This is a genomic window from Bacillus cereus group sp. BcHK124, from assembly GCF_027712065.1.
GTDB lineage: Bacteria > Bacillota > Bacilli > Bacillales > Bacillaceae_G > Bacillus_A > Bacillus_A pacificus.
This window is the reverse complement of sequence record NZ_JAQFPJ010000011.1, coordinates 75,794-95,643: the sequence shown is the minus strand read 5'-3', so window position 1 is coordinate 95,643 and position 19,850 is coordinate 75,794. Positions and strand designations below refer to the sequence as shown.

Sequence of the window (19,850 nt, the reverse complement as noted above, 5' to 3'; positions counted from 1 at the left end):
CGTAGTTTTCAAAAACGTTAAAATTCACACATTTCTCACAAATCAATTGATAAAACGATTACATTTTCATTTATACTAAATGTACAAGTAATACTCCCTAAACCCAGCTTGTCTGGTTACCCCGTTAAATACTATAAAAAAGAACTTGTATCGTTATACAAGTTCTTTTTGTTTCTTTTATCCCGCTTTAACGGGCACTAAGACCCCCACCTCAAAATTCAGTAAAGCAAAGAAGTTAGGTGGGGGTCGGGCTACCCATAAAAGTCCAATTGGTGAGGGCTGATAATCAGTGGGGGATGAAGACCCCCACCACTGATTAAAGTTTCACTTTATTTAAAGAGGATATCTTTACTATATTGATTTCCGACGAGTAAATCATATTGGAGCATTTTATATTGCTCTAACATTTCTTTTTGTTTCTTTGTTAAATCATTGATTACTTCTCCATTTTTATCAACTTTTAATTCATCTCTAAGCACCGGTATTTCCTTGTAAAATCCCGATAAAAATTGATAGAATAAAGATTTATTTAATCCTGCATAATCAAAAATAAGATTAGAAAAATAAATTGGACTTACTAAACCTAAATTATCATTTGGCATATCAAAGTTTGCGTACATTAATAGCGGCGTTTGGGCCATCGCTAAACGTTCGCTCGGTGTTTTTTCATTCGTTATATACCCATTCTCTTTATAAAAAGATTTATTTTTTCCTAATGATGGAAGATGATCCCCAAAAAACACTAATAATGTAGGTCTATCTAAATTATCTAGTTGCTCTATTAAATATTGAAGAGCCTCATCTGAACGTCTTAACCCTTCTGTATACGTTTCTAATTCTCCCTTTGATTCTTCATTATCTAGACCGCTAATTTCTATTAGGTTTTCACCAAATCGGCCTTCTGTAAATGGAAAATGATTTTGCATCGTAACTGCATGAATAAATGTAGGTTGTTTTTGTTTCTCTAACTCAGCAATTATCTCTTTACTCATCGCTAAATCACTAATATAATCTCCATCAATATCGACATTTTCCATCGTATCAGCTGCATTAAACTTATCAAACCCTAACACCCTGTATACGTCATCGCGTTTGAAAAATGAGCGACCAAATGAATGAATTGCACTTGTGTAATACCCTTCTTTTTTCAACGCCGTAGGGATTGATGGAATTTCTTTCTTATTTGTAATAACCTGCTGATATGGTATAGAACCTGGCTTTAACAAACTCATTGAATAACTCGTTAATGCCTCAAATTCAACGTTCGCCGTATTTCCCCCAAATGTAGGAGAAATAGTTTGTCCACCAGGAAAGTTTTCTATATAATGATGCAAATTTGGTACAGGATCTTCACTAAAAGAAAGGTTAGTTACTTTCGTCGGATCCCAAAACGATTCACTCATTACAAAAATAATATTCGGTTTCTCTTTTTTCTTTTGGCTCTCTATATTTCCACTATATTGTTTTTTTATATCGTTTGCTATTTGAAGCATATTTTCTTTAGAATAATTTTTTGGTTTTTCCATAACTGTTGTATCTAAATTGCTAATAAACCCAAGTACAAAACCATTTGAAGCATAGTTCTCATTTTGATCCCACAAAACAAAATCTACACCTGATTTTTGAAATACTTTATCCATAAATGTGTTCGCAAAATTACCATACGCATATAGAACAAAAATAGATCCTACTACTAATAAAGCTCTTATTCCTAGATGAGTCTTTACATTTTGAATATATCTTCTCATATATATCCCTGCTACAATACAAGCCACGATACTTAAGATAATGACAAAAATATAACTCCAGCTAAAATAGTCCATCACCATCGGTATAACAGATTGCATATGCATAATTTGTGTGAAATCAGAAGGATACAGCGGATCACCTCTAAAAATAAGCTTTAAATAATTCACAATACCTAAAATGACTAACGTACAGCTCGTTAAAATCATACTTAGAAAAACCTTGCCTATTAAATTATAAACAAGAATGTATATTGCATAAATTGCTACAAAACTTAATATAAACTGCATGTTATAAAAGTAAATCCAATTCATTGCCTCTATGAAACTCATATTAACTTGCATGACAATATAAAATAACGCTACTGTATGAGCTAGTAAAAATAATATAAAATGCACTCGTAGGGATGCCCTAAGTATAGACATCTCTTTTTTATTAAAATGTGAAATATAAAATGTTATGCCCCATATGAAAATCATCATAACAATTAAAACAAGATTTTGATTTAAATGAGCTTTCATTATGTCTAAATTAAAAACCTTTAAAATCATAAACAGCATAGTTATTACTAATAAAGTCACCATACTACTTATAATGCTAGAAATTAATATATTTCTTTTTGGAAGATCAAAAAGTGTAGAACCATACTTCAATTCATTCCCTCGTTTCTATGTCTTAATTTCCCCCGCATCGAAAGAACTACTTCTATAAAAATAACATATATGACATATTTCGTCTGCATACTTGCTTCTATCATAAATGTATTGTCTTAATATTACCTTAATCACCAGTTAAATTGTGGTATACAAATTACTCATTCTTGAAAAACTTAATTTCAGCATTCCACTTTATGATATAATAACTATGTTTTGGAAATCCTTAATACTATTAAAGATTTCACATGAAAATACGAAAGAATTAATAAAAAAGGAGTTGCTCATTTTTGCTTACTAAGTTTAAGAGTTTGCCTAAAGCGGTATATGCAATTTTGGCGCTTTCTTTCCTGTTGCACGTTTTTTGTTTAGTAAAACAGCCAGGATTAGATGGAGAGTTAGTCAAAGTAACATATGGTGCAAATGATGCCTTTAACTATTCGTTAACAGCTGAACAACTATTAAAACATGGTGTATTTGGTTATGTGTATTTAGAACCTAGTGAAGTTCCAGGGAAAAATGCATATATTACACCAGGTCAGCCATTACTATTAGCTGGCGCTATGATTATTTCTGATATTACATCAATTCCTTACTATTACGTAGCAACTGTTATTAACATGATTATGAACCTATGCACAGTGCTATTAGTATTCTTAATAGGAAAAGAATTGTTCGAAAAAAACATTTATGGAATTGTTGCAAGTATTTTATATGCTATTTATCCAAGTAACTATACATACTTCCGTACATTGCTAACAGAAGTTCCATCCATATTCTTATTAGCGTTATGTGTATATGTATTTGTTCTCGCATGGAAATACAATAAAGTGAAATTCCATATATGGTTTGGAATTGTCGTTTCAATTTTACTTATGTTCCGTCCAAATCCAGCTCCAATGATGCTCATTCCTGTTCTTGTTGTGTTATTTACATATGGATTTAAAGACTCCATTCGAATCGGATTGTTATGGTTTATCGGACCTTTCTTTATTATTGGTGCATGGGTTGTTCGTAACTATTTAGCACTCAACCAATTTATTTTATTCTCAACCCAAGGTGCTGACCCACTAATTGCGGGTGCTGATCCATTTAATAAAATTGGATATGAAAATATAGTAAATGAAATGAGAGCCAAAGGCTTAGATGACAAAGGGGCATACGCAAAAGAATTAATCAAGAACGGCTTTAAGACGGACTTCACTTATTGGTTCTCTTGGTTCACTGTCGGTAAAACAATTGAATTATTCAAAACAGCTCCTGCTGTAGACCAATACCGTATTCATAACTTTATGCAACTATGCCATAGAGTGTTTATTATCGGCACATTCTTGAGCAGCTTCTGCTTCATGCTAAATTCATTTAAACATAAACGCGTTATGATGCTAGTAGCAAGTTCTATTATTTACATTATCTTCTCAAACTTATTCTTAGCAATTAATCGCTATGGATTTTTCATTAATCCCCTTATGTGCTTAATTCTTGCATACGGATTAATTCACATTGTGCAGAAGCTTCCATTCTTCCGCACTAACCAAGCATAATAAGAAAGAGGTCGTCCAACGGTGGACGACCTCTTTCTTATTACCCCACACTTTGCACACAGCCAATTTGTCCATTCTGTAATCACACTTTAATTCCGTATGTATGTGTTTCTGTATTTGTCAAAATATCTTTCACAACACTACTCACTATTTTACTTATAACTTCAAGTTTTTTACAACTATTACTATAACAAAAGAACCCGCCCCCACCTAACTTCTTTGCTTTCGCTCAATTTTGAGGTGCGGGGCGGGCTGCCCGTTAATGCGGGATAAAGTATTATATAAAAGGAAACAGCCATATTTTCCATACGATACATACGAGTACAATAACTACAAAATCAAAAAAATCTAATCTCGGTCCTTTTTTCATATTCATCTCTAGCCATAAATGAAGCCATTTTATTTTTGTGTATTTTTGGATGTTTTTCTTTGCAAATCGGTAAATGAGCACTTGCATAATAAAAAACCCGACTACAAAAATAAACAAGAAAATAAGAAAATCGACCACAAAATTCCTCCTTATTTTTGCAGCGATTTTTCTACGATATGATTTTTCAAAACCCACTCTTCAAATTGAGCACTTCCAAATTCCCAACTAAGATCACGAGCATGTACAGAAAAAACGTAATAACCAGCATATTCGTCCATAAATTTCCCCGTCTCAATCCCATCTTTCTGAAGACCATATGCTCCAAAATTAAAATATACATCCCACACGTCTTCATTCTTCCGTTTATAAGCAATCGATTCCATATCGCATTCTGTTCCGAAATAATCAAGATGTAAATGTACGCTATCATCATATTCGTACTCCATTTTATCACCCCTTATATTTGTACTTCTTTATCCCCAAAAAAATTCCTGCTATCTACACTCACATATGGGCACTTACCTACATATCATGCTTGTAGAGTGACTTCTAGGAGGTGTTATATAGTGAAAAAATTAATAGCTGTTTTTTGTATCATGTTACTAGCTGTCTTCACATTTGCTGCTTGCAGTAGTAAAAAAGAAGATACGAAAGAACAAACTCAAAATGTTCGCGTCGGCGAAGTTACCCATTCTCTCTTCTATGCCCCGTTATATGTCGGGATTGAAAAAGGATTTTTTAAAGATGAAGGATTGCATGTTGACCTCCAAACAACAGCTGGTGGAGATAAAACGATGACCGCCCTATTATCTGGCGGGATTGATATTGCTCTCGTCGGTTCTGAAACATCTATTTACGTTCATCAACAAGGCGCAAAGGACCCAGTCATTAACTTCGCACAACTTACACAAACAGATGGAACATTTTTAGTTTCGCGTAAAAAATTAGACTCTTTTAATTGGAATGACGTAAAAGGTGTTACGTTTTTAGGACAGCGTAAAGGCGGCATGCCACAAATGGTTGGAGAATACGTTTTAAAGAAAAATGGCATTGATCCTCACAAAGATACAAATTTAATCCAAAACATCGAATTCGCTAACATTGCAAATGCCTTTGCATCTGGTACCGGAGAATTTGTACAGCTCTTTGAACCGACTGCAAGTATATTTGAAAAAGAAGGTAAAGGTTATATCGTCGCTTCGTTCGGAAATGAATCTGGTACTGTTCCGTATACAACGTTCATGGCAAAAGAAAGTTTCTTAAAGAAAGATAAAGCTGCTGCTGAAAAATTCACACGGGCGCTCTATAAAGCACAACAATGGGTTGATACTCATAGCCCAGAAGAAATTGCTGATGCCGTTTCTCCGTTATTTAAAGACACTTCAAAAGACATTACAGTAAAAGTAATTGAACGGTATAAAAAGCAACATTCTTATGCGACAAATCCACTATTAGATGCTGAAGAATGGAAACAGCTCCAAACGATTATGAAAGACGCTGGCGAATTACAAAAAGAAGTTCCACATGAAGCGCTCGTCAATACGAAAATTGCCGAAAGCGTTATTAAGAAATAGAGGCGAAGTGTATGAGTTTTTTACAAATACGTAACGTTTCTCACTGCTTTTTCGCAAAAGAGAATGCCAAATTGATTCTCGAAGATATGAGCTTACAAGTGGAAGAAGGCGAATTCATTTCGATACTCGGCCCAAGTGGTTGTGGCAAAACGACACTCCTCTCCATTATTGCCGGGCTTCTTGATCCAATTGAAGGTATCGTCTTTTTAGATGGTGAGCCCATTACAACGAAAACTTCATCTATGGGATATATGTTACAGCAAGACTACTTGTTTCCTTGGAAGACAATTGAAGAAAACATTATGCTTGGACTTCATATACGAAAAATTTACGATGAACAGACGAAAGAACATACTTTACAGCTTTTAAATCAAGTCGGTCTACATGATGTAGAGCAGCAATATCCTCGTGAACTATCCGGTGGTATGCGTCAACGTGCCGCCCTCGTTCGAACGTTAGCGACCGACCCCAAAATTTTATTGCTAGATGAACCTTTTTCAGCGCTCGATTATCAAACGAAATTGAAACTAGAAGATCTCGTTTTCAGCTTACTACACAAATATAAGAAAACGTCACTACTCGTGACACATGATATTGAAGAAGCCATTGCGATGAGTGATCGTATTTATTTACTGCAAGCGAATCCTGGAAAAATTGCAAAAACATTTATCGTCCCAGAAAGCATCCGTTCCTTATCACCGTTAGAATCACGCCACCACCATGACTTCCCATCCCTCTTCCAAAATATATGGAAGGAGCTGGAGCGTCTTGGATAATATAAAACAACTACATGAACAGTTTCGGAAAAAAGAACGCAGGCGCGCATGGTTAGCACGCTCTTTACAACTTTTACTGCTCATTCTTTTCTTTGCACTATGGGAGATAGCTAGCAAAAAAGAATGGATTGATCCTTTACTCTTTAGCTCTCCTTCAAGCATTTGGGAGCTCTTCCTTAGTAAATGGATGGACGGTTCGCTTTTGGTTCACATATGGACGACATTACTTGAAACGGGATTAGGCTTCATTCTTGGAACAGTGCTCGGCGCTATTATCGCTACTTTCCTTTGGTGGCTACCACTTCTCGCCCGCGTACTCGATCCATATCTCGTCGTCCTAAACGCCATGCCAAAAGTAGCACTTGGTCCGATTATCATTGTAATCTTCGGTCCAAATATTTCTTCGTCAATTGCAATGGGAGTAATCATTTCCATCATCATTACCATTCTCGTTATTTACAGCGCATTTCAAGAAGTCGATTCTAACTATATAAAAGTGATGGACACATTTGGCGCAAATAAATGGCAATGCTATAAACAAGTCGTTCTCCCTGCATCTTTCCCAGCCATTATTTCAACGTTAAAAGTGAACGTTGGATTATCATGGGTCGGTGTTATATTCGGCGAACTTCTCGTCTCTAAACAAGGCCTTGGCTACTTAATTAGCTACGGATTCCAAGTATTTAATTTCACACTTGTTTTACTGAGCGTACTACTCACGTGCGTCCTCGCAACACTTATGTATGTGTTTGTTGAGGCATTTGAAAAACTTCTAATTGGGAAACGAAAAAGAAGCTGACTTAGAGCGATAGACTATAGTCAGCTTCTTTCTTTTACTTTTTATCACACATCTTTGTTTCATTTTTAACATTTCCATCCGCAACCGTAACTGTATGGAAACAATCTTTCACACGTACTGTAACGACATTATCTTTTCGATCTATCACATGATAATCATTAAACTTTTTATCCAATGCACTACGAATTTGCTCCCCTTCAAAAATCGGAAAACCGTGAGACATTACCCAAATGAGACCAGCGACAGCAAGAATCGTTTTCATACGTTTCATTACCTCCTCGAGAGTAAACTTATAGTCCCTATAACACGCGCATTATAATTGTGTCTAAATTGTGACATTTTTATACTAATTCTATTTTATAGTTATAGTTCCTTCTTCTTTTTGATAAAAATACAGAATTTTCAATTTTATCAACATAAAAAACGTAAAGAACTACAATTCTTTACGTTTTCTTAGCTAACATATATAACTCGCATTAGTTACCACTTTGTTGTTCTATCTTTAAACGTTTCCGTTCTATTTTTTCAAAATAAGGATCTACAATTTCATCACCATCAATATAATAAGAAGCTAAAAAGAAGTAATTTTCATTATCATCTTCTTTTTTCCGCTCTGCCTTTTTCATATCTGCACTTTCATGCTCTTCTATTTCATAATCTTCTACTGCTTCAAGCTCAGATAATCCATCTATTTTTTCATATACTTTTTGAAGTTTCTTATCTCCTATTTCCACGCATTCTTTTTCTGTTTTACACACTTCTTTTTCTTTCACACTCTTCATAGAACTCTCGCACCCTGCTAACGATAACCCCTACTAACTTGCATACAGTCTCTTCATGCATTCCTCCATCAATACATTCTACAAAAATATCATAATCATTTTTTAACGAATATGCGATAATAAATCACAAAAATTGTAAGGAGGTTTCCTATGGTTCGGGCAGTCTTCCAGAAAGTTTATCAGCGACTTTTCGAATATATCGACCGTAACTTGAAATATATCGACTTACCGACAAAAATTGACAAACAAAAAAGAAGCCGTTTGTTCAAAAACGCCTCCTCTTCCTTTATGACTCATATACAGTAAACTGCGGTTTACTTGGATGATCTATCACTAGCGCATCGTCTGGAAACTTTGAAACTTTTTGATATAAGGCAATGTCACCCATGCAACCTGCTGTTAGTAGAATTCCTAAAAATGAGAGTGGCTCCAGATTCATAGCTAATCCCAATACAATTGGCAAAATTCCAGTCGGTAAAAACGGTAACATTAACACTTTCTTCATTTGCTTTACTGTAATTTCTTTTTTAGAATGCGCATATGCAACACCTAATTTCCAATTGACGCCCCATTTTAGTTCACTCCACGGCACGCCTCCGATATAACGAAATCCTATTAGATGTATCGCTTCATGAATACAAACGAGAACAATCATTCCAATAATCAAAAGAAACATAGCGGGCAATGTAAAGTCAAATTGAACCTCGCCTGAAAGAAATATATGCAAATAACCAATTCCAAACGCCAACGCAAATATTGTAAGTAATGAATAGATATTTAACTTAACCATCGAAACAGTAACAGTCGTTTCTTTCCTTTTATCCATCTTCTCCCTCCTAAAATGTAAATATATCTTTACAAAAATTGTATAATATATCCAAATAAATATAAAGATATATTTACATTTATTCTTACACACAAAAAAAGAAACCGGCTACTTTACTTCGTAAAACAGCCGATTTCTTCTATATGTTTCATCGTACGCGCCAATACATCGTCGCGCATTATAAAGCTAAATTTTCTATCTGTTTTAATGTTGTCAGGAATGTCTGTTAATAAAACAGATCCTTTCGTTTCTTCGTAATGCGTATGTTGTTCTACCGCACTAATTGTTGCAAAATAAATGTTTTTAATGATTATTTTGTCTTTTCCAGATACTTTATATTGTCCTAAGTAAGTTAAATCAGAAACTATGCCGCCGGTTTCTTCATGAACTTCTCGAACTGCCGCTTCTTCCGGTGTTTCCCCTAGTTCTACTTTTCCACCTGGAAATTCAAGACCGCGACGTAAATGATGCGTTAATAACCATTGATCCCCGTACCGGCATACAACCCAAACATGCTTTGGCTCAGGAGAAAATGGATAACGTTCAAACGATAATTGTACAGTGTTGTGGTAATAATCTTTAAATTTGTACATGCCATTACTCCCCTATTGATGGTTACAAGTTTTTCCTACCACAAATTGTAGCATATTCTCGCTTTTCTGCATAATATTATCCAATTATAATCCATTGATTATTCCCATTTGCGCGACTAATTCTTTCGTCTCATGATTTCCTAAATCGTAAATCATTTTATATGCTTTTTGTAGTTGTTCATCATATCGGTCATTATTTGAATCATGATGATACTCAACAAATGGAACGTGGGAGCGTACAAATGAACCTAAATCCTCTACATACGCTTGATCAAAGTACTCTCTTAACTCCGTAATTTCCTCATCATTTGCGGAAATCTCAAAATTATACGTATCCGCTGTCTTCACTTGTGAAATTTGACCGTTTCCTATTGATATATAATATGTTTTTTTCTGCTCCATGTAACACCCTTCTTTCATCCTTTTTATTTCTATTGTTTTCATCAATTACAAAATTATGTAAAATAAAGAAAAGGAGGGATTCCATGTTTAAAATATTAATTATCGGTATTATCATCGTCCTAGTCATACTAGTACTCTCCATCATGACGATTAATAAAGGCTACGCTTATAAACATTCCGTCGATAAACTAGAAGATAATCCTTATACAAAAAATAATAAGGAGAATTCATAATATGTTTCGTATACTTCGCATTGGAATCGCGCTCACTGTAATTATTATTTCAGCAATCGGACTCTATACGGGGCAAAATACCTTTCTCCCCCTTTCACAATTTCTATTAGGAGCTTTAATGTTTCTCATTGCTATTGAACAAATAAAGAAAAAGGATTCCGGAACAGGATTTATTTGTATTGGTGCTGGAGTTTTCACCTGGATCGTTCTCATCATTAGCCATATAAAATAGTAGGGGGAATATACATGTTAAAAGGATTACGGATTACTTTTGCACTCATTGCATTATGTATAGTAATTTACGGATATTTTACTGGTAATAGAGAAATAATGCCTTACATGTTCATTTTCTTAGGGTTAATGGCTTTCACTATAGGACTAGGGGAAATAAAACAAGAGAGAAAATCTAGTGGTATATTTGCTTTTCTCGCTGGATCTGGTGCTTTATTTCTTAGCTTCTCAGAACTATTTCGGTAAATAATCTATTTAAGGGGACATTACATGCTAATTGGATTACGGATTGCTTTAGGACTTTTCACGCTTCTCATACTCTTTCTTTGCACTTATATCCAGATTACCAATCTGTTTCTCACTTCTCCCATACGTACAATTTATTCTCAGTTGTTTCTTTATTCTTGTTGGAATTAACGAATTTATATCCGGACGAAAATCAATGAGCATTCCGTTTTTTTTCGTTTCTATTCTTACACTCTTCGTTCTCATATCAAACTACCTTCGCTACGTATAGAATGAAATCTTGAGCAATTTCGCATTTACAAGCACGTAATAAAATAGGGATGATTTTTTGTCAACTTTTGTCGGTAAGTCGATATCCAGTGTCGAAACGTCGATATATTAAAAAAATCGTTGATATATTTCAAGTTACGGTCGATATATTCGAAAAATCGTTGATATAATTTCATTTATTATCATGCCACAAAAAAACTGCCCTTTTACAGGCAGTTTTTCTTCTTATCCAAATACTTTCTCAAGTTCATCTTTATCTTGGCTTAACCAGAAGTTCATTAAGCGTTTTGCTCCTTCTAAATCGTGAAGCTTCGCTTGACCACATTGTGTTTCATTTGCAGCTGGAATTTCTGTAATTTGAACCGCATCTTTTAATGTTAATTCTAATAAATCAATGATTTCTCGAACTGTCGGTGTTCCGCTTACTACAAGGTAATACCCTGTTTGGCAGCCCATTGGTGAAATATCGATAATATCAAAATGCGGATAACGATCAATATATTTACGTAAATTAAATGCTAATAAATGTTCTAACGTATGAATAACATCTGGTTTCATTGCTTGTTTATTCGGTTGGCAAAAACGAATATCAAATTTATTTACAATACCGTCACTACCTACATTGTGAACTCCGCAATGTCTTACATAAGGTGCCTTTACAATCGTATGATCTAATTCAAAGCTTTCTACTGATGGCATACAACATCTCTCCCGCTTTTAATTTAATTCCGTTATATCCAATATGATATAACGGAAATGCACATTAGTAAAGTATTATGTACAGTCGTGCTATAATACTTTAAGAATATGCTGAAAAGGAGATCGTTATGAAACAGATTTTTATTGGGATTATACGCTTTTATCAAAAGTTCATTTCTCCGATGACACCACCCACTTGCCGCTTTTATCCAACTTGTTCTCATTACGGATTAGAGGCGTTTCAAAAGCATGGTGCACTCAAAGGCTTTTGGCTTACTTGTAAGCGTATATTAAAATGTCACCCTTTCCACCCAGGAGGATTTGATCCTGTCCCAGATAAAAAGGATGACAAAGTACATTCTTAATTGTCGTAACCATTCACAACTAAATCTAATTTTCCTGTATCAGGATCGATAACAAGACCGTGAACAGGTACTTCTTCCGGAAGTAATGGGTGGTTGCGAAGTACTGATACGCTATGTTCTACACTTTCTTCCACACTAGAGAAGCCGCGCAAGAATTGTTCTAAATCGATTCCAGAATAACGAAGCATATCTAATTTCTCTTCTGTTACACCGCGTTCTTTCATTTTCTCAATCGTACTGCTTGCTTGAATTTTTGCCATACCACAATCGTGGTGACCAACTACACATACTTCATCAGCGCCAAGTTCATATACAGCGACTAAAATACTACGCATAATACTTCCAAATGGATGTGAAATAACAGCGCCTGCTACTTTAATAATTTTCACATCGCCGTTACGCATATTCATCGCTTTCGGTAATAGTTCAACAAGTCTTGTATCCATACAAGAAATAATTACCATCTTTTTGTTTGGAAATTTCCCCGCTACAAACTCTTCATACTTTTTCTCTTCCACAAATTTCTCATTGTATTGCAAAATCTCTTCTAATGACTTCATAGTAAAAGGCCCTCTTTTCTCTCGTTTACACTACATAAATAGTGTACCAAAATATGAAAAACTCAAAAAGGATATCGCTTTATAGTAAAAATAAGATATTTTCAGATAATCGACATAATTCTTTCAAAATATACACACAGCTTTGTAACAAGTCTCACATACTTTAAACGCATTTTCACTATAAACTGATTGTAGATAATGTAAAAAAGGAGTGAATATTTATTATGTCCGACGTTCTGTTACTGAGTCGTTTTCAATTTGCAATTACTGTTTTTTATCATTTTTTATTTGTACCTTTGACAATCGGACTTGTTATTTTAGTAGCGTGTATGGAGACTCAATACGCCCGCACATTGAATCCAACATACCGCAAAATGGCAAATTTCTGGGGTAAATTATTTACAATTAACTTCGTAATGGGGATTATAACCGGGATTACGATGGAATTCCAATTTGGAACAAACTGGTCTGAGTACTCCAAATATATGGGAGATATTTTCGGATCACCTCTCGCAATTGAAGCACTCGTTGCCTTTTTCTTAGAATCTACTTTCATGGGAATATGGTTATTCGGTAAAGACAAAATTTCACCAAAGTTCCGTGCCTTCTGTATGTGGATGGTTGCACTTGGAACAAATATTTCCGCCCTTTGGATTATTACAGCAAATGGCTTTATGCAAAACCCTGTTGGCTACGTCGTACGTAACGGCCGCGCTGAATTAAATGATTTCTGGGCACTCGTTACGAATCCATACGCTTGGAATATGTTCTTCCATACTGTAGTTGGTTGTTATATTGTTGGTGCTTTCTTCGTCATGGCAATTAGTGCCTATCACTTATTACGTAAAAATGAAGTTGAATTCTTCAAAAAATCATTTAAGTTTGGCTTATTGTTAGGCTTATTTGCCGCAACAATTACACCGTTTATGGGACATCAATCTGGTGTATCCGCAGCTAAATATCAACCTGCTAAAGGTGCTGCAATGGAAGCTGTTTGGGAAACTGGAAAAGGACAAGGCTTCTCGATTGTTCAAATTCCTGATGTAAAAAACGAAAAGAACTTTGAATTCCTAACGATTCCAAAGTTAGGAAGCTTCTTCTATACAAATTCATTTGATGGCGAAATTGTTGGTTTAAAAGATATTCCGAAAGAAGATCGTCCAAATGTTAACCTCGTGTACTATAGCTTCCGCTTAATGGTTGCACTTGGTATGTTCTTTATGGCATTAACTTGGTACGGTTTCTACTTAAACCGAAAAGGAAAACTAGAAAACTCAAAACGTTACTTAAAAATTACAATATGGTCTGTTTTACTACCATATATCGCAATTAATGCTGGTTGGATTGTTGCCGAAGTAGGTCGTCAACCATGGACAGTATATAAACTCATGCGTACCGCAGAATCTGTATCACCTATATCTGTCCCACAAATTTGGTTCTCATTAATTAGTTTAATCTTGTTCTACACTTTACTTTTAATCGCAGACGTATACTTAATGCTGAAGTTCGCAAAAAAAGGACCAGCAGCATTAGAGGAACCTGCTACTGAGGGAGGTGCAGCTCATGTCTCATGATATGCTTGCGATTATCTGGTTTGGTTTATGGGGCGTGATTTGGACAGTTTACTTTATTCTTGATGGATATGCACTTGGTAACGGAATGATTTTTCCTTTCGTTACGAAAGACCGACAAGAACGAAATCAATTACAAGAAGCAATTGGCCCGTTCTGGGGCGGTAATGAAGTGTGGTTAATTACAGCTGGTGGCGCAACATTTGCTGCCTTCCCAGTCACATATGCAAATATGTTTAGTTATTTATATACACCGTTATTCTTAGTATTACTTGCACTATTTGCTCGTGCTGCTGGACTGGAATTCATGCATAAAGATGATTCACCAATTTGGCAAAAAACTTGTAAATGGGCATTTGCAATTGGTAGTTTCTTAATTGCTTTCCTATTCGGTGTTACATTTGCTAATCTTTATTACGGGCTACAAATCGGAAAAAATGGCTATGAAGGAAATTTACTTAGCTTACTAAATCATTACGGTATTTTAGGAGGTCTGTTCTTCACTGCTATATTTGTCGTATCCGGTGCCCTTTGGGTCATGATTAAAACGACTGGTGAAGTATCTGATCGTGCTTATAAAATCGCAAGACCGTTTTCAATGGCAGCTGCTATCATTTTAGCTATTTTCTATGTAGCAACTGCTAATCGGACAAACTTATTCCAAAACTTTACGGAATATCCGGTACTATTCATTCTTCCAGTACTTGCAATGCTAATGAGTGTACTCGCACTTATTATGGTGTACAAACATAAAATTGGCCTTGCATTCACATTCGTTTGCTTAACAATCGCAATGTTTATGACAACTGGCTTTGCAGGTATGTTCCCAAGAATGTTACCATCTCGTATTAACGATGCATACAGTACAACGTTATACAACGCAGCTGGTAGTCAATTAAACTTAAAAATTATGTTCTTCGTTGCAATGGTTATGGTACCAATTGTTATTGGCTATCAACTTTGGAGCTACAGTATCTTTAAAAATAAAATTCATAAAGACTCTGCTAAAGGGTATCACTAAAATGAAAAAAGACACTTCGTTTGAAGTGTCTTTTTTATACGTATGATTTTCGATAAGATGTTATATTTCTAATCTAACAACTATAATACAGAAGAATCATTAACAGCTCACAGCTAAAGTGTAACATACAACAAACATGTTACTTTATGCAATTTTGCATATAAAAATTATAACGTAGATTGGATTACTTGATCATATACATCGCTATCCCCTACATCTGATGTACTAATCCCGCTAAATGTTTGTACTTTAATCCCTGTATTCGATGATCCCGATCCATTATAAGCTTTCGTTTTTTCAATCGGCTGCACGTTATATTTATCTCCTAAATTAATCGTTCCATTGCAGTTTTCAATAATAACGCCTTCCACAACTGACGGCATTTTGTCACCTACTTTCATTTCCTTACTTTCATTTTATGAAAAGTGCCTAAAAAAATAGCATGTCTCCATAAGAAAAAGCACTCAAATTGAGTGCTTTTTCTTATTTACCTTTTTTCTTTTTCTCACAAGCAATTCCATCGCCATCACGGTCTAAATGCTTACCGTAATATGGACTATCTCTTGTAATGTCATAATATCCCGCATCGTTTGCCTCTTTACAGTTAGCAAACCGTTTTGGATCTGGCTTTACTTCTGGTTTCGGTTCTGGTTTCGGCTGTGGTTGTTTTGCTCCTGGTCTTTCTTCAAGTGGTAACGTTGCATTATATAAGAACTGAACATATTGCTCACGACTTACATGCATTTTAGGTGCGAATGTACCGTCACCAGTTCCAGCTGTAATATAATTTGATTTAATTGCAGTAATCGCAGGATTCGCCCATCCATTTCTATCTACATCCGGGAAATTATGATCCCCTCTAATTTGCAATTGGAATCCTCTTGTCAAAATTTGTGCCATTTCTTCACGAGTTAACGCATCTTTCGGTCTGAATTTCCCAGTGTTATCTCCAACGAATACGCCCATCTCTGTTAAAGCAAGAATCTCTTTTTTAAACATAGTTGAACGATCCGTAACATCTTTATATGGATTGTTATACTGTTCTTTTACTGTCGGTTTTAAGTGGCGGAACATAAGAGCTGCAACTTGCTCACGCGTTACATCATCACCAAATCCAAAAATCCCATTTCCGTATCCAGCAACAACGTTTTTATTTGCTAAATCCATAATTGCTTTATAAGACCAATGATTGTTTGGAACATCTTTAAAATCTGCGCTTGCCTCCGCTGTTCCAATTGAAGTAAATGCTGTAGTTGCAACAAGTGCACCTGTTAAAATTAATTTTTTAAATCTCATACTTAAGTCTCCTTCTCTTTCCATAATAACCATTTAACAATATAACAAATTATTCAAATGTATTTTGTCATATTCTGTCGAACACAAAAAAGAATCCTGCAGGATTCTTTTTTGCTAAGCATGAATGGCAATTTTGGAGACAGTTGACTTCTTCAAAAATTTATTAGGGGTAATATTTTGAAAAAGAAAGCCTTTCATATGTAGGTTAACACTACTGGAATATATAGTAAATTGATAATATTTATACGGAAGATTGCCAATGTTTAGTATAGATAGTTTCCACTATATCAACAGTGAAAAGTATCTACATGAAACAACAAAAAAGGCGCCTTCAAAGAAGACGCCTTTCATAAACAGACACTATAAAACAGAATTATGTATTGTTATACGATTGTTAGATACAAAAAGTAGAGGGAAATGTTTGTATTAAATTCTGTTTTATAAAGTATGTCTACCACTTATATTTTAATCCTCTTCACTTGAAAATAAATATAATATGCATAATTACATACGAAAAAGAAAAGACACTCCATAGAGTGCCTCTTCAACCATTTTACTTTTAATATATCGCTTTACATACATTGTAACATATGTATCCATATATTTTATTGAGAAAATTCAAAATCCTTTTTCTTTCATTTTCAATTATAAAATCATGTAATATAAAAGGTATGTCAAATTCTTATACAAGTCGAGGTGTACTATATTTATGCTGTATTTCGGAATTATCCCTCTTATACTGTTTATTATTTTTCTTATCTCCTATTTAAAAGATCCACGAAAAATAATAAACGGCTTTTTATTTAATACCTTTATCTGTTTTTTCCTTCTTTTTTGTGTAATTATATCTGTGAATTCAAGTAGTGATATCTTACGCTATATTATCATTTTACCTATTTTAGCACTTCTCATTATGCTACCTTTCGGTATTATTGCCTTAATGTTTGGGCTGTTTCTGAATGCTAGAATTTTAATGAAGCGAGAAGGACGACGTTTCACTAACTGTTTAACACTCCTTGCTGCTTTTGGGATATTATTCTTTATGCTATTGCCTATTATAAGTCCAGCAAGTTTGTTCTCATCACATTTCCAGCCTATTTTCGCTGGTATTTCTCTTATAACAGTATATTTCTTTATACACTTATCTAACTTCTTAAGCGCGTATTTTTTATACCAATTCAACAGACCAAGACGTAATCAAGATTTCATTATCGTTCTTGGTAGCGGCTTAATTAATGATAAAGTACCGCCTTTACTTGCAAGTCGTATTCATAAAGCAATCGACTTTTACTGGAAACAAGCCGCTGTAAATACGCCACCAACAATTATTTTCTCTGGTGGACAAGGTCCAGATGAAGGTCTTCCTGAAGCAGAAGCGATGCAAAAGTACGCTGTTGAAAAAGGAATTCCGCTTGAACATACAGTGCAAGAAAATCGCTCTGTAAACACATATCAAAATATGTTGTTCTCTAAAGAAATTATGGATTCTTTAAAGCCTGAAGGTAAGTATAATAGTATCTTTACAACGAACAACTTCCACCTATTCCGCGCTGGTATATATGCAAGACAAGCAGGTCTTAATAGCCAAGGAATCGGATCAAAAACTGCATTTTATTACTGGCCTAATGCAATGATTCGTGAGTATGTTGCGATTGTCGTGATGGGACGTAAACGCCATATGAAAATATGTGGAACTATTTTAGGCTTCGCTTTATTCCTAACCGTGCTTAGTTTTATCATTTCTTAATAGCATCCCATCCTTTGAAAGGATGGGATTTCTTATACTCATTTCAAAAATATTTTAAAGTTAATATGGTCATAATATTCCCTGCATACATCCATTAAAGGAGAATTTTTTCAAATTAAATGTTAAAATAAAATTTAGGTGTGAATGATGTAACAAACAAGAAACTAGTTTGAAACGAGGAAATTACATGGAGAAAATTATCAAAAACAAGCCCAATAAGCTAAGAATTGCTTCTAAAGCTTTGATGATTATTATTGGGGCATTTATCACAGCGTACGGATTAGAAGCAGTATTAATTCCAAATAACGTATCAGACGGTGGTGTAACTGGTTTAAGTATCGTTAGTTCAACATTATTTGGATTGCCATTAGGAGCTCTAATCGCAATTATTAACATTCCTTTCGTTTGGTTAGGATATAAGCAAATCGGTAAAAGCTTTGCGATTTATTCCATTATCGGGATTGCTTCATTAGCAATAGGTACCGTTGTCATGCACGGAATACCAGCTATTATTGAAGGCGATACATTATTAGTTACAGTTGTTGGTGGTATTATCATCGGTTTCGGTATGGGACTAGCATTGCGTAATGGCGGGGCATTAGATGGAATCGATATGCTAGCTGTATTGCTTTCTCGTAAGTTACCATTTGGAACGAGTGACCTTATTCTATTCTTAAACATGTTCGTATTTATTTTCGTATCAACAGTATTCGGTCTTCAAGGAGCTATCCTTTCAGCAATTGCTTACTTTATTGCTTCGAAAGTGATTCATATCGTTGAAGTTGGTTTAAGTGGTTCGAAAGCATTTAAAATCATTACGAAAGAGCCTGAATTGATGGTAGAAACCATTCGCGATCGCTTAGGCCGAAGTGCAACATATAACGAAGTATACGGTGGTTATTCTAAAGAGAAATTCAAAGAAATCTCTTGTGTAATTAACCGTTTAGAAGAAAGTAAAATGAAAGAACTTATTAATGAAATCGATCCACACGCCTTTATTACAGTTTATGACGTAGCAGAAGTAAAAGGCGGTAACTTTAAGAAACGTGATATTCATTAATCATTATGAAAGAAGAGGGTGTGCCAATATGTTGGCACACCCTCTTCTTTTATTGTTGTCAGTTTTTGTCGATTAGTCGATATATTTCAATAATCGCTGATATATTTGGAGTTGCGGTCGATATATTTCAATAATCGCTGATATATTTGGAGGGGTGGTCGATATATTTCGATAATCGCTGATATATTTTTACTCCCCCCATCTTCCCCCGCTCTTAATCCATGCCACGTATTTTTGAAAGGCTGGCACTTCTTGTTGGAAACGAAGCGGAACATACAGAAAAAGAGTACATGTACATAGTATCCATAGAATACCTACTACAAAGTGAAATTGCATCGTTGTGCTAATGAATAAACTTAAGAATAAGACGAGGAACATAATTACACTAAATCTTTTATACATAGTCATAATAATCTCCTCCTTATAACTTCATTGTACCAGCTACAAGGAATTAATTCCCATAAAAAAAGACCGAAAAGCAAATTC

General features: G+C 34.8%; 25 protein-coding genes and 2 pseudogenes. 12 read left to right on the top strand and 15 right to left on the bottom strand.

Features of this window, described 5'->3' with window-relative positions; genetic code table 11:
* Positions 1-329: 329 nt before the first annotated feature.
* The gene (locus tag PDK19_RS17325) at positions 330-2,399 is read right to left on the bottom strand and encodes an LTA synthase family protein (RefSeq protein ID WP_049113376.1); all 2,070 of its coding nucleotides are present in this window, start codon (positions 2,397-2,399) and stop codon (positions 330-332) included.
* 290 nt (positions 2,400-2,689) lie between these two features.
* Between PDK19_RS17325 and PDK19_RS17320 the strand changes: the two genes are divergently transcribed.
* Positions 2,690-3,943: a glycosyltransferase family 39 protein gene (locus tag PDK19_RS17320; protein WP_000956217.1), complete on the top strand. Its 1,254-nt coding sequence runs from the start codon at positions 2,690-2,692 to the stop codon at positions 3,941-3,943.
* A gap of 82 nt (positions 3,944-4,025) precedes the next feature.
* On the opposite strand, the pseudogene PDK19_RS17315 reads toward PDK19_RS17320, so the two are convergent.
* From PDK19_RS17315 to PDK19_RS17305, 3 genes and pseudogenes are all read right to left on the bottom strand, one after another.
* A pseudogene (locus tag PDK19_RS17315) lies at positions 4,026-4,100 on the bottom strand (DUF2196 domain-containing protein); the annotation flags it as partial.
* Positions 4,101-4,220: 120 nt separating this feature from the next.
* Complete coding sequence (locus PDK19_RS17310; RefSeq protein WP_000227423.1) at positions 4,221-4,451, bottom strand: hypothetical protein; 231 nt, start codon at positions 4,449-4,451, stop codon at positions 4,221-4,223.
* 11 nt (positions 4,452-4,462) lie between these two features.
* Complete coding sequence (locus PDK19_RS17305; protein ID WP_000455572.1) at positions 4,463-4,759, bottom strand: DUF3986 family protein; 297 nt, start codon at positions 4,757-4,759, stop codon at positions 4,463-4,465.
* A 120-nt stretch (positions 4,760-4,879) separates the two neighbouring features.
* Here PDK19_RS17305 and PDK19_RS17300 point away from each other — a divergent pair, with 120 nt between their 5' ends.
* The 3 genes from PDK19_RS17300 to PDK19_RS17290 are packed head-to-tail and all read left to right on the top strand — an operon-like array spanning position 4,880 to position 7,462.
* Positions 4,880-5,887 (top strand): ABC transporter substrate-binding protein, encoded by a 1,008-nt coding sequence (locus PDK19_RS17300; protein WP_049113375.1) that lies wholly within the window; start codon positions 4,880-4,882, stop codon positions 5,885-5,887.
* 11 nt (positions 5,888-5,898) lie between these two features.
* Entirely contained in the window at positions 5,899-6,663 is a 765-nt protein-coding gene (locus PDK19_RS17295) for an ABC transporter ATP-binding protein (RefSeq protein WP_000009046.1), read from the top strand.
* On the top strand, positions 6,656-7,462 hold the full coding sequence (locus PDK19_RS17290) for an ABC transporter permease (protein ID WP_000368793.1): 807 nt from the start codon (positions 6,656-6,658) through the stop codon (positions 7,460-7,462). Before PDK19_RS17295 ends, PDK19_RS17290 begins: the two co-directional genes overlap by 8 nt.
* Before the next feature lie 34 nt (positions 7,463-7,496).
* Here PDK19_RS17290 and PDK19_RS17285 read toward each other — a convergent pair whose 3' ends face one another.
* The 5 genes and pseudogenes from PDK19_RS17285 to PDK19_RS17265 all read right to left on the bottom strand — a co-directional run bounded on the left by PDK19_RS17285 (position 7,497) and on the right by PDK19_RS17265 (position 10,065).
* Positions 7,497-7,724, bottom strand: coding sequence for a hypothetical protein (locus tag PDK19_RS17285; RefSeq protein ID WP_000849109.1), 228 nt, complete (start codon positions 7,722-7,724; stop codon positions 7,497-7,499).
* 241 nt (positions 7,725-7,965) lie between these two features.
* Positions 7,966-8,313: pseudogene (locus PDK19_RS17280) on the bottom strand (recombinase family protein); the annotation flags it as partial.
* Between the two features lie 217 nt (positions 8,314-8,530).
* Entirely contained in the window at positions 8,531-9,070 is a 540-nt protein-coding gene (locus tag PDK19_RS17275) for a DUF3267 domain-containing protein (protein ID WP_000361302.1), read from the bottom strand.
* Positions 9,071-9,183: 113 nt separating this feature from the next.
* Positions 9,184-9,663 carry an antimutator 8-oxo-(dGTP/GTP)ase gene (mutTA, locus tag PDK19_RS17270; protein ID WP_000276389.1) on the bottom strand — a complete coding sequence of 160 codons (480 nt, stop codon included), beginning with the start codon at positions 9,661-9,663 and terminating at the stop codon, positions 9,184-9,186.
* Between the two features lie 84 nt (positions 9,664-9,747).
* Positions 9,748-10,065, bottom strand: a complete 318-nt coding sequence (locus tag PDK19_RS17265; protein ID WP_000435820.1) for a hypothetical protein — start codon at positions 10,063-10,065, stop codon at positions 9,748-9,750.
* Positions 10,066-10,148: 83 nt separating this feature from the next.
* Between PDK19_RS17265 and ytzI the strand changes: the two genes are divergently transcribed.
* The 3 genes from ytzI to PDK19_RS17250 are packed head-to-tail and all read left to right on the top strand — an operon-like array spanning position 10,149 to position 10,775.
* On the top strand, positions 10,149-10,298 hold the full coding sequence (gene ytzI / locus PDK19_RS17260) for a YtzI protein (protein WP_014893459.1): 150 nt from the start codon (positions 10,149-10,151) through the stop codon (positions 10,296-10,298).
* 1 nt (position 10,299) lies between these two features.
* Positions 10,300-10,530, top strand: coding sequence for a DUF3953 domain-containing protein (locus PDK19_RS17255; protein WP_014893458.1), 231 nt, complete (start codon positions 10,300-10,302; stop codon positions 10,528-10,530).
* Between the two features lie 14 nt (positions 10,531-10,544).
* Positions 10,545-10,775 carry a YczI family protein gene (locus PDK19_RS17250; RefSeq protein ID WP_270707693.1) on the top strand — a complete coding sequence of 77 codons (231 nt, stop codon included), beginning with the start codon at positions 10,545-10,547 and terminating at the stop codon, positions 10,773-10,775.
* Positions 10,776-10,823: 48 nt separating this feature from the next.
* Here the strand turns inward: PDK19_RS17250 and PDK19_RS17245 are convergent, their stop codons facing one another.
* Together PDK19_RS17245 and luxS are read right to left on the bottom strand one after the other, a co-directional pair.
* Positions 10,824-11,021, bottom strand: coding sequence for a hypothetical protein (locus PDK19_RS17245; RefSeq protein ID WP_001259377.1), 198 nt, complete (start codon positions 11,019-11,021; stop codon positions 10,824-10,826).
* Positions 11,022-11,270: 249 nt separating this feature from the next.
* On the bottom strand, positions 11,271-11,744 hold the full coding sequence (gene luxS / locus PDK19_RS17240) for an S-ribosylhomocysteine lyase LuxS (RefSeq protein ID WP_001141369.1): 474 nt from the start codon (positions 11,742-11,744) through the stop codon (positions 11,271-11,273).
* Between the two features lie 128 nt (positions 11,745-11,872).
* Between luxS and yidD the strand changes: the two genes are divergently transcribed.
* Complete coding sequence (yidD, locus tag PDK19_RS17235) at positions 11,873-12,109, top strand: membrane protein insertion efficiency factor YidD (protein ID WP_000809333.1); 237 nt, start codon at positions 11,873-11,875, stop codon at positions 12,107-12,109.
* On the opposite strand, the gene PDK19_RS17230 is transcribed toward yidD, so the two are convergent.
* Positions 12,106-12,669 carry a beta-class carbonic anhydrase gene (locus PDK19_RS17230; RefSeq protein WP_000838163.1) on the bottom strand — a complete coding sequence of 188 codons (564 nt, stop codon included), beginning with the start codon at positions 12,667-12,669 and terminating at the stop codon, positions 12,106-12,108. The two genes, yidD and PDK19_RS17230, sit on opposite strands and share 4 nt — an antisense overlap.
* A gap of 224 nt (positions 12,670-12,893) precedes the next feature.
* On the opposite strand from PDK19_RS17230, the gene cydA reads away from it, so the two are divergent.
* Complete coding sequence (gene cydA, locus PDK19_RS17225) at positions 12,894-14,243, top strand: cytochrome ubiquinol oxidase subunit I (RefSeq protein ID WP_074615173.1); 1,350 nt, start codon at positions 12,894-12,896, stop codon at positions 14,241-14,243.
* Entirely contained in the window at positions 14,233-15,261 is a 1,029-nt protein-coding gene (cydB, locus tag PDK19_RS17220) for a cytochrome d ubiquinol oxidase subunit II (protein ID WP_000017662.1), read from the top strand. Before cydA ends, cydB begins: the two co-directional genes overlap by 11 nt.
* Before the next feature lie 167 nt (positions 15,262-15,428).
* Here the strand turns inward: cydB and PDK19_RS17215 are convergent, their stop codons facing one another.
* Positions 15,429-15,662, bottom strand: a complete 234-nt coding sequence (locus PDK19_RS17215; protein WP_041184487.1) for a spore germination protein — start codon at positions 15,660-15,662, stop codon at positions 15,429-15,431.
* 82 nt (positions 15,663-15,744) lie between these two features.
* The gene (locus tag PDK19_RS17210; protein WP_001211240.1) at positions 15,745-16,557 is read right to left on the bottom strand and encodes an S-layer homology domain-containing protein; all 813 of its coding nucleotides are present in this window, start codon (positions 16,555-16,557) and stop codon (positions 15,745-15,747) included.
* A 709-nt stretch (positions 16,558-17,266) separates the two neighbouring features.
* Between PDK19_RS17210 and PDK19_RS17205 the strand changes: the two genes are divergently transcribed.
* On the top strand, positions 17,267-18,304 hold the full coding sequence (locus tag PDK19_RS17205) for a YdcF family protein (protein WP_000965220.1): 1,038 nt from the start codon (positions 17,267-17,269) through the stop codon (positions 18,302-18,304).
* Between the two features lie 187 nt (positions 18,305-18,491).
* On the top strand, positions 18,492-19,364 hold the full coding sequence (locus PDK19_RS17200; RefSeq protein ID WP_000411248.1) for a YitT family protein: 873 nt from the start codon (positions 18,492-18,494) through the stop codon (positions 19,362-19,364).
* Positions 19,365-19,553: 189 nt separating this feature from the next.
* Here PDK19_RS17200 and PDK19_RS17195 read toward each other — a convergent pair whose 3' ends face one another.
* Positions 19,554-19,772 (bottom strand): hypothetical protein, encoded by a 219-nt coding sequence (locus PDK19_RS17195; protein ID WP_000180105.1) that lies wholly within the window; start codon positions 19,770-19,772, stop codon positions 19,554-19,556.
* Between the last annotated feature and the right edge of the window lie 78 nt (positions 19,773-19,850).

Coding starts and splice junctions, on each gene's coding strand:
- PDK19_RS17305 (WP_000455572.1), bottom strand. CDS start 4,759: ATGGAGTACGAATATGATGATAGCGTACATTTACATCTTGATTATTTC.
- PDK19_RS17295 (WP_000009046.1), top strand. CDS start 5,899: ATGAGTTTTTTACAAATACGTAACGTTTCTCACTGCTTTTTCGCAAAA.
- PDK19_RS17285 (WP_000849109.1), bottom strand. CDS start 7,724: ATGAAAACGATTCTTGCTGTCGCTGGTCTCATTTGGGTAATGTCTCAC.
- PDK19_RS17275 (WP_000361302.1), bottom strand. CDS start 9,070: ATGGATAAAAGGAAAGAAACGACTGTTACTGTTTCGATGGTTAAGTTA.
- mutTA (WP_000276389.1), bottom strand. CDS start 9,663: ATGTACAAATTTAAAGATTATTACCACAACACTGTACAATTATCGTTT.
- PDK19_RS17265 (WP_000435820.1), bottom strand. CDS start 10,065: ATGGAGCAGAAAAAAACATATTATATATCAATAGGAAACGGTCAAATT.
- ytzI (WP_014893459.1), top strand. CDS start 10,149: ATGTTTAAAATATTAATTATCGGTATTATCATCGTCCTAGTCATACTA.
- PDK19_RS17255 (WP_014893458.1), top strand. CDS start 10,300: ATGTTTCGTATACTTCGCATTGGAATCGCGCTCACTGTAATTATTATT.
- PDK19_RS17250 (WP_270707693.1), top strand. CDS start 10,545: ATGTTAAAAGGATTACGGATTACTTTTGCACTCATTGCATTATGTATA.
- PDK19_RS17245 (WP_001259377.1), bottom strand. CDS start 11,021: ATGAGAACGAAGAGTGTAAGAATAGAAACGAAAAAAAACGGAATGCTC.
- luxS (WP_001141369.1), bottom strand. CDS start 11,744: ATGCCATCAGTAGAAAGCTTTGAATTAGATCATACGATTGTAAAGGCA.
- yidD (WP_000809333.1), top strand. CDS start 11,873: ATGAAACAGATTTTTATTGGGATTATACGCTTTTATCAAAAGTTCATT.
- PDK19_RS17230 (WP_000838163.1), bottom strand. CDS start 12,669: ATGAAGTCATTAGAAGAGATTTTGCAATACAATGAGAAATTTGTGGAA.
- cydA (WP_074615173.1), top strand. CDS start 12,894: ATGTCCGACGTTCTGTTACTGAGTCGTTTTCAATTTGCAATTACTGTT.
- cydB (WP_000017662.1), top strand. CDS start 14,233: ATGTCTCATGATATGCTTGCGATTATCTGGTTTGGTTTATGGGGCGTG.
- PDK19_RS17215 (WP_041184487.1), bottom strand. CDS start 15,662: ATGAAAGTAGGTGACAAAATGCCGTCAGTTGTGGAAGGCGTTATTATT.
- PDK19_RS17210 (WP_001211240.1), bottom strand. CDS start 16,557: ATGAGATTTAAAAAATTAATTTTAACAGGTGCACTTGTTGCAACTACA.
- PDK19_RS17205 (WP_000965220.1), top strand. CDS start 17,267: ATGCTGTATTTCGGAATTATCCCTCTTATACTGTTTATTATTTTTCTT.
- PDK19_RS17200 (WP_000411248.1), top strand. CDS start 18,492: ATGGAGAAAATTATCAAAAACAAGCCCAATAAGCTAAGAATTGCTTCT.
- PDK19_RS17195 (WP_000180105.1), bottom strand. CDS start 19,772: ATGACTATGTATAAAAGATTTAGTGTAATTATGTTCCTCGTCTTATTC.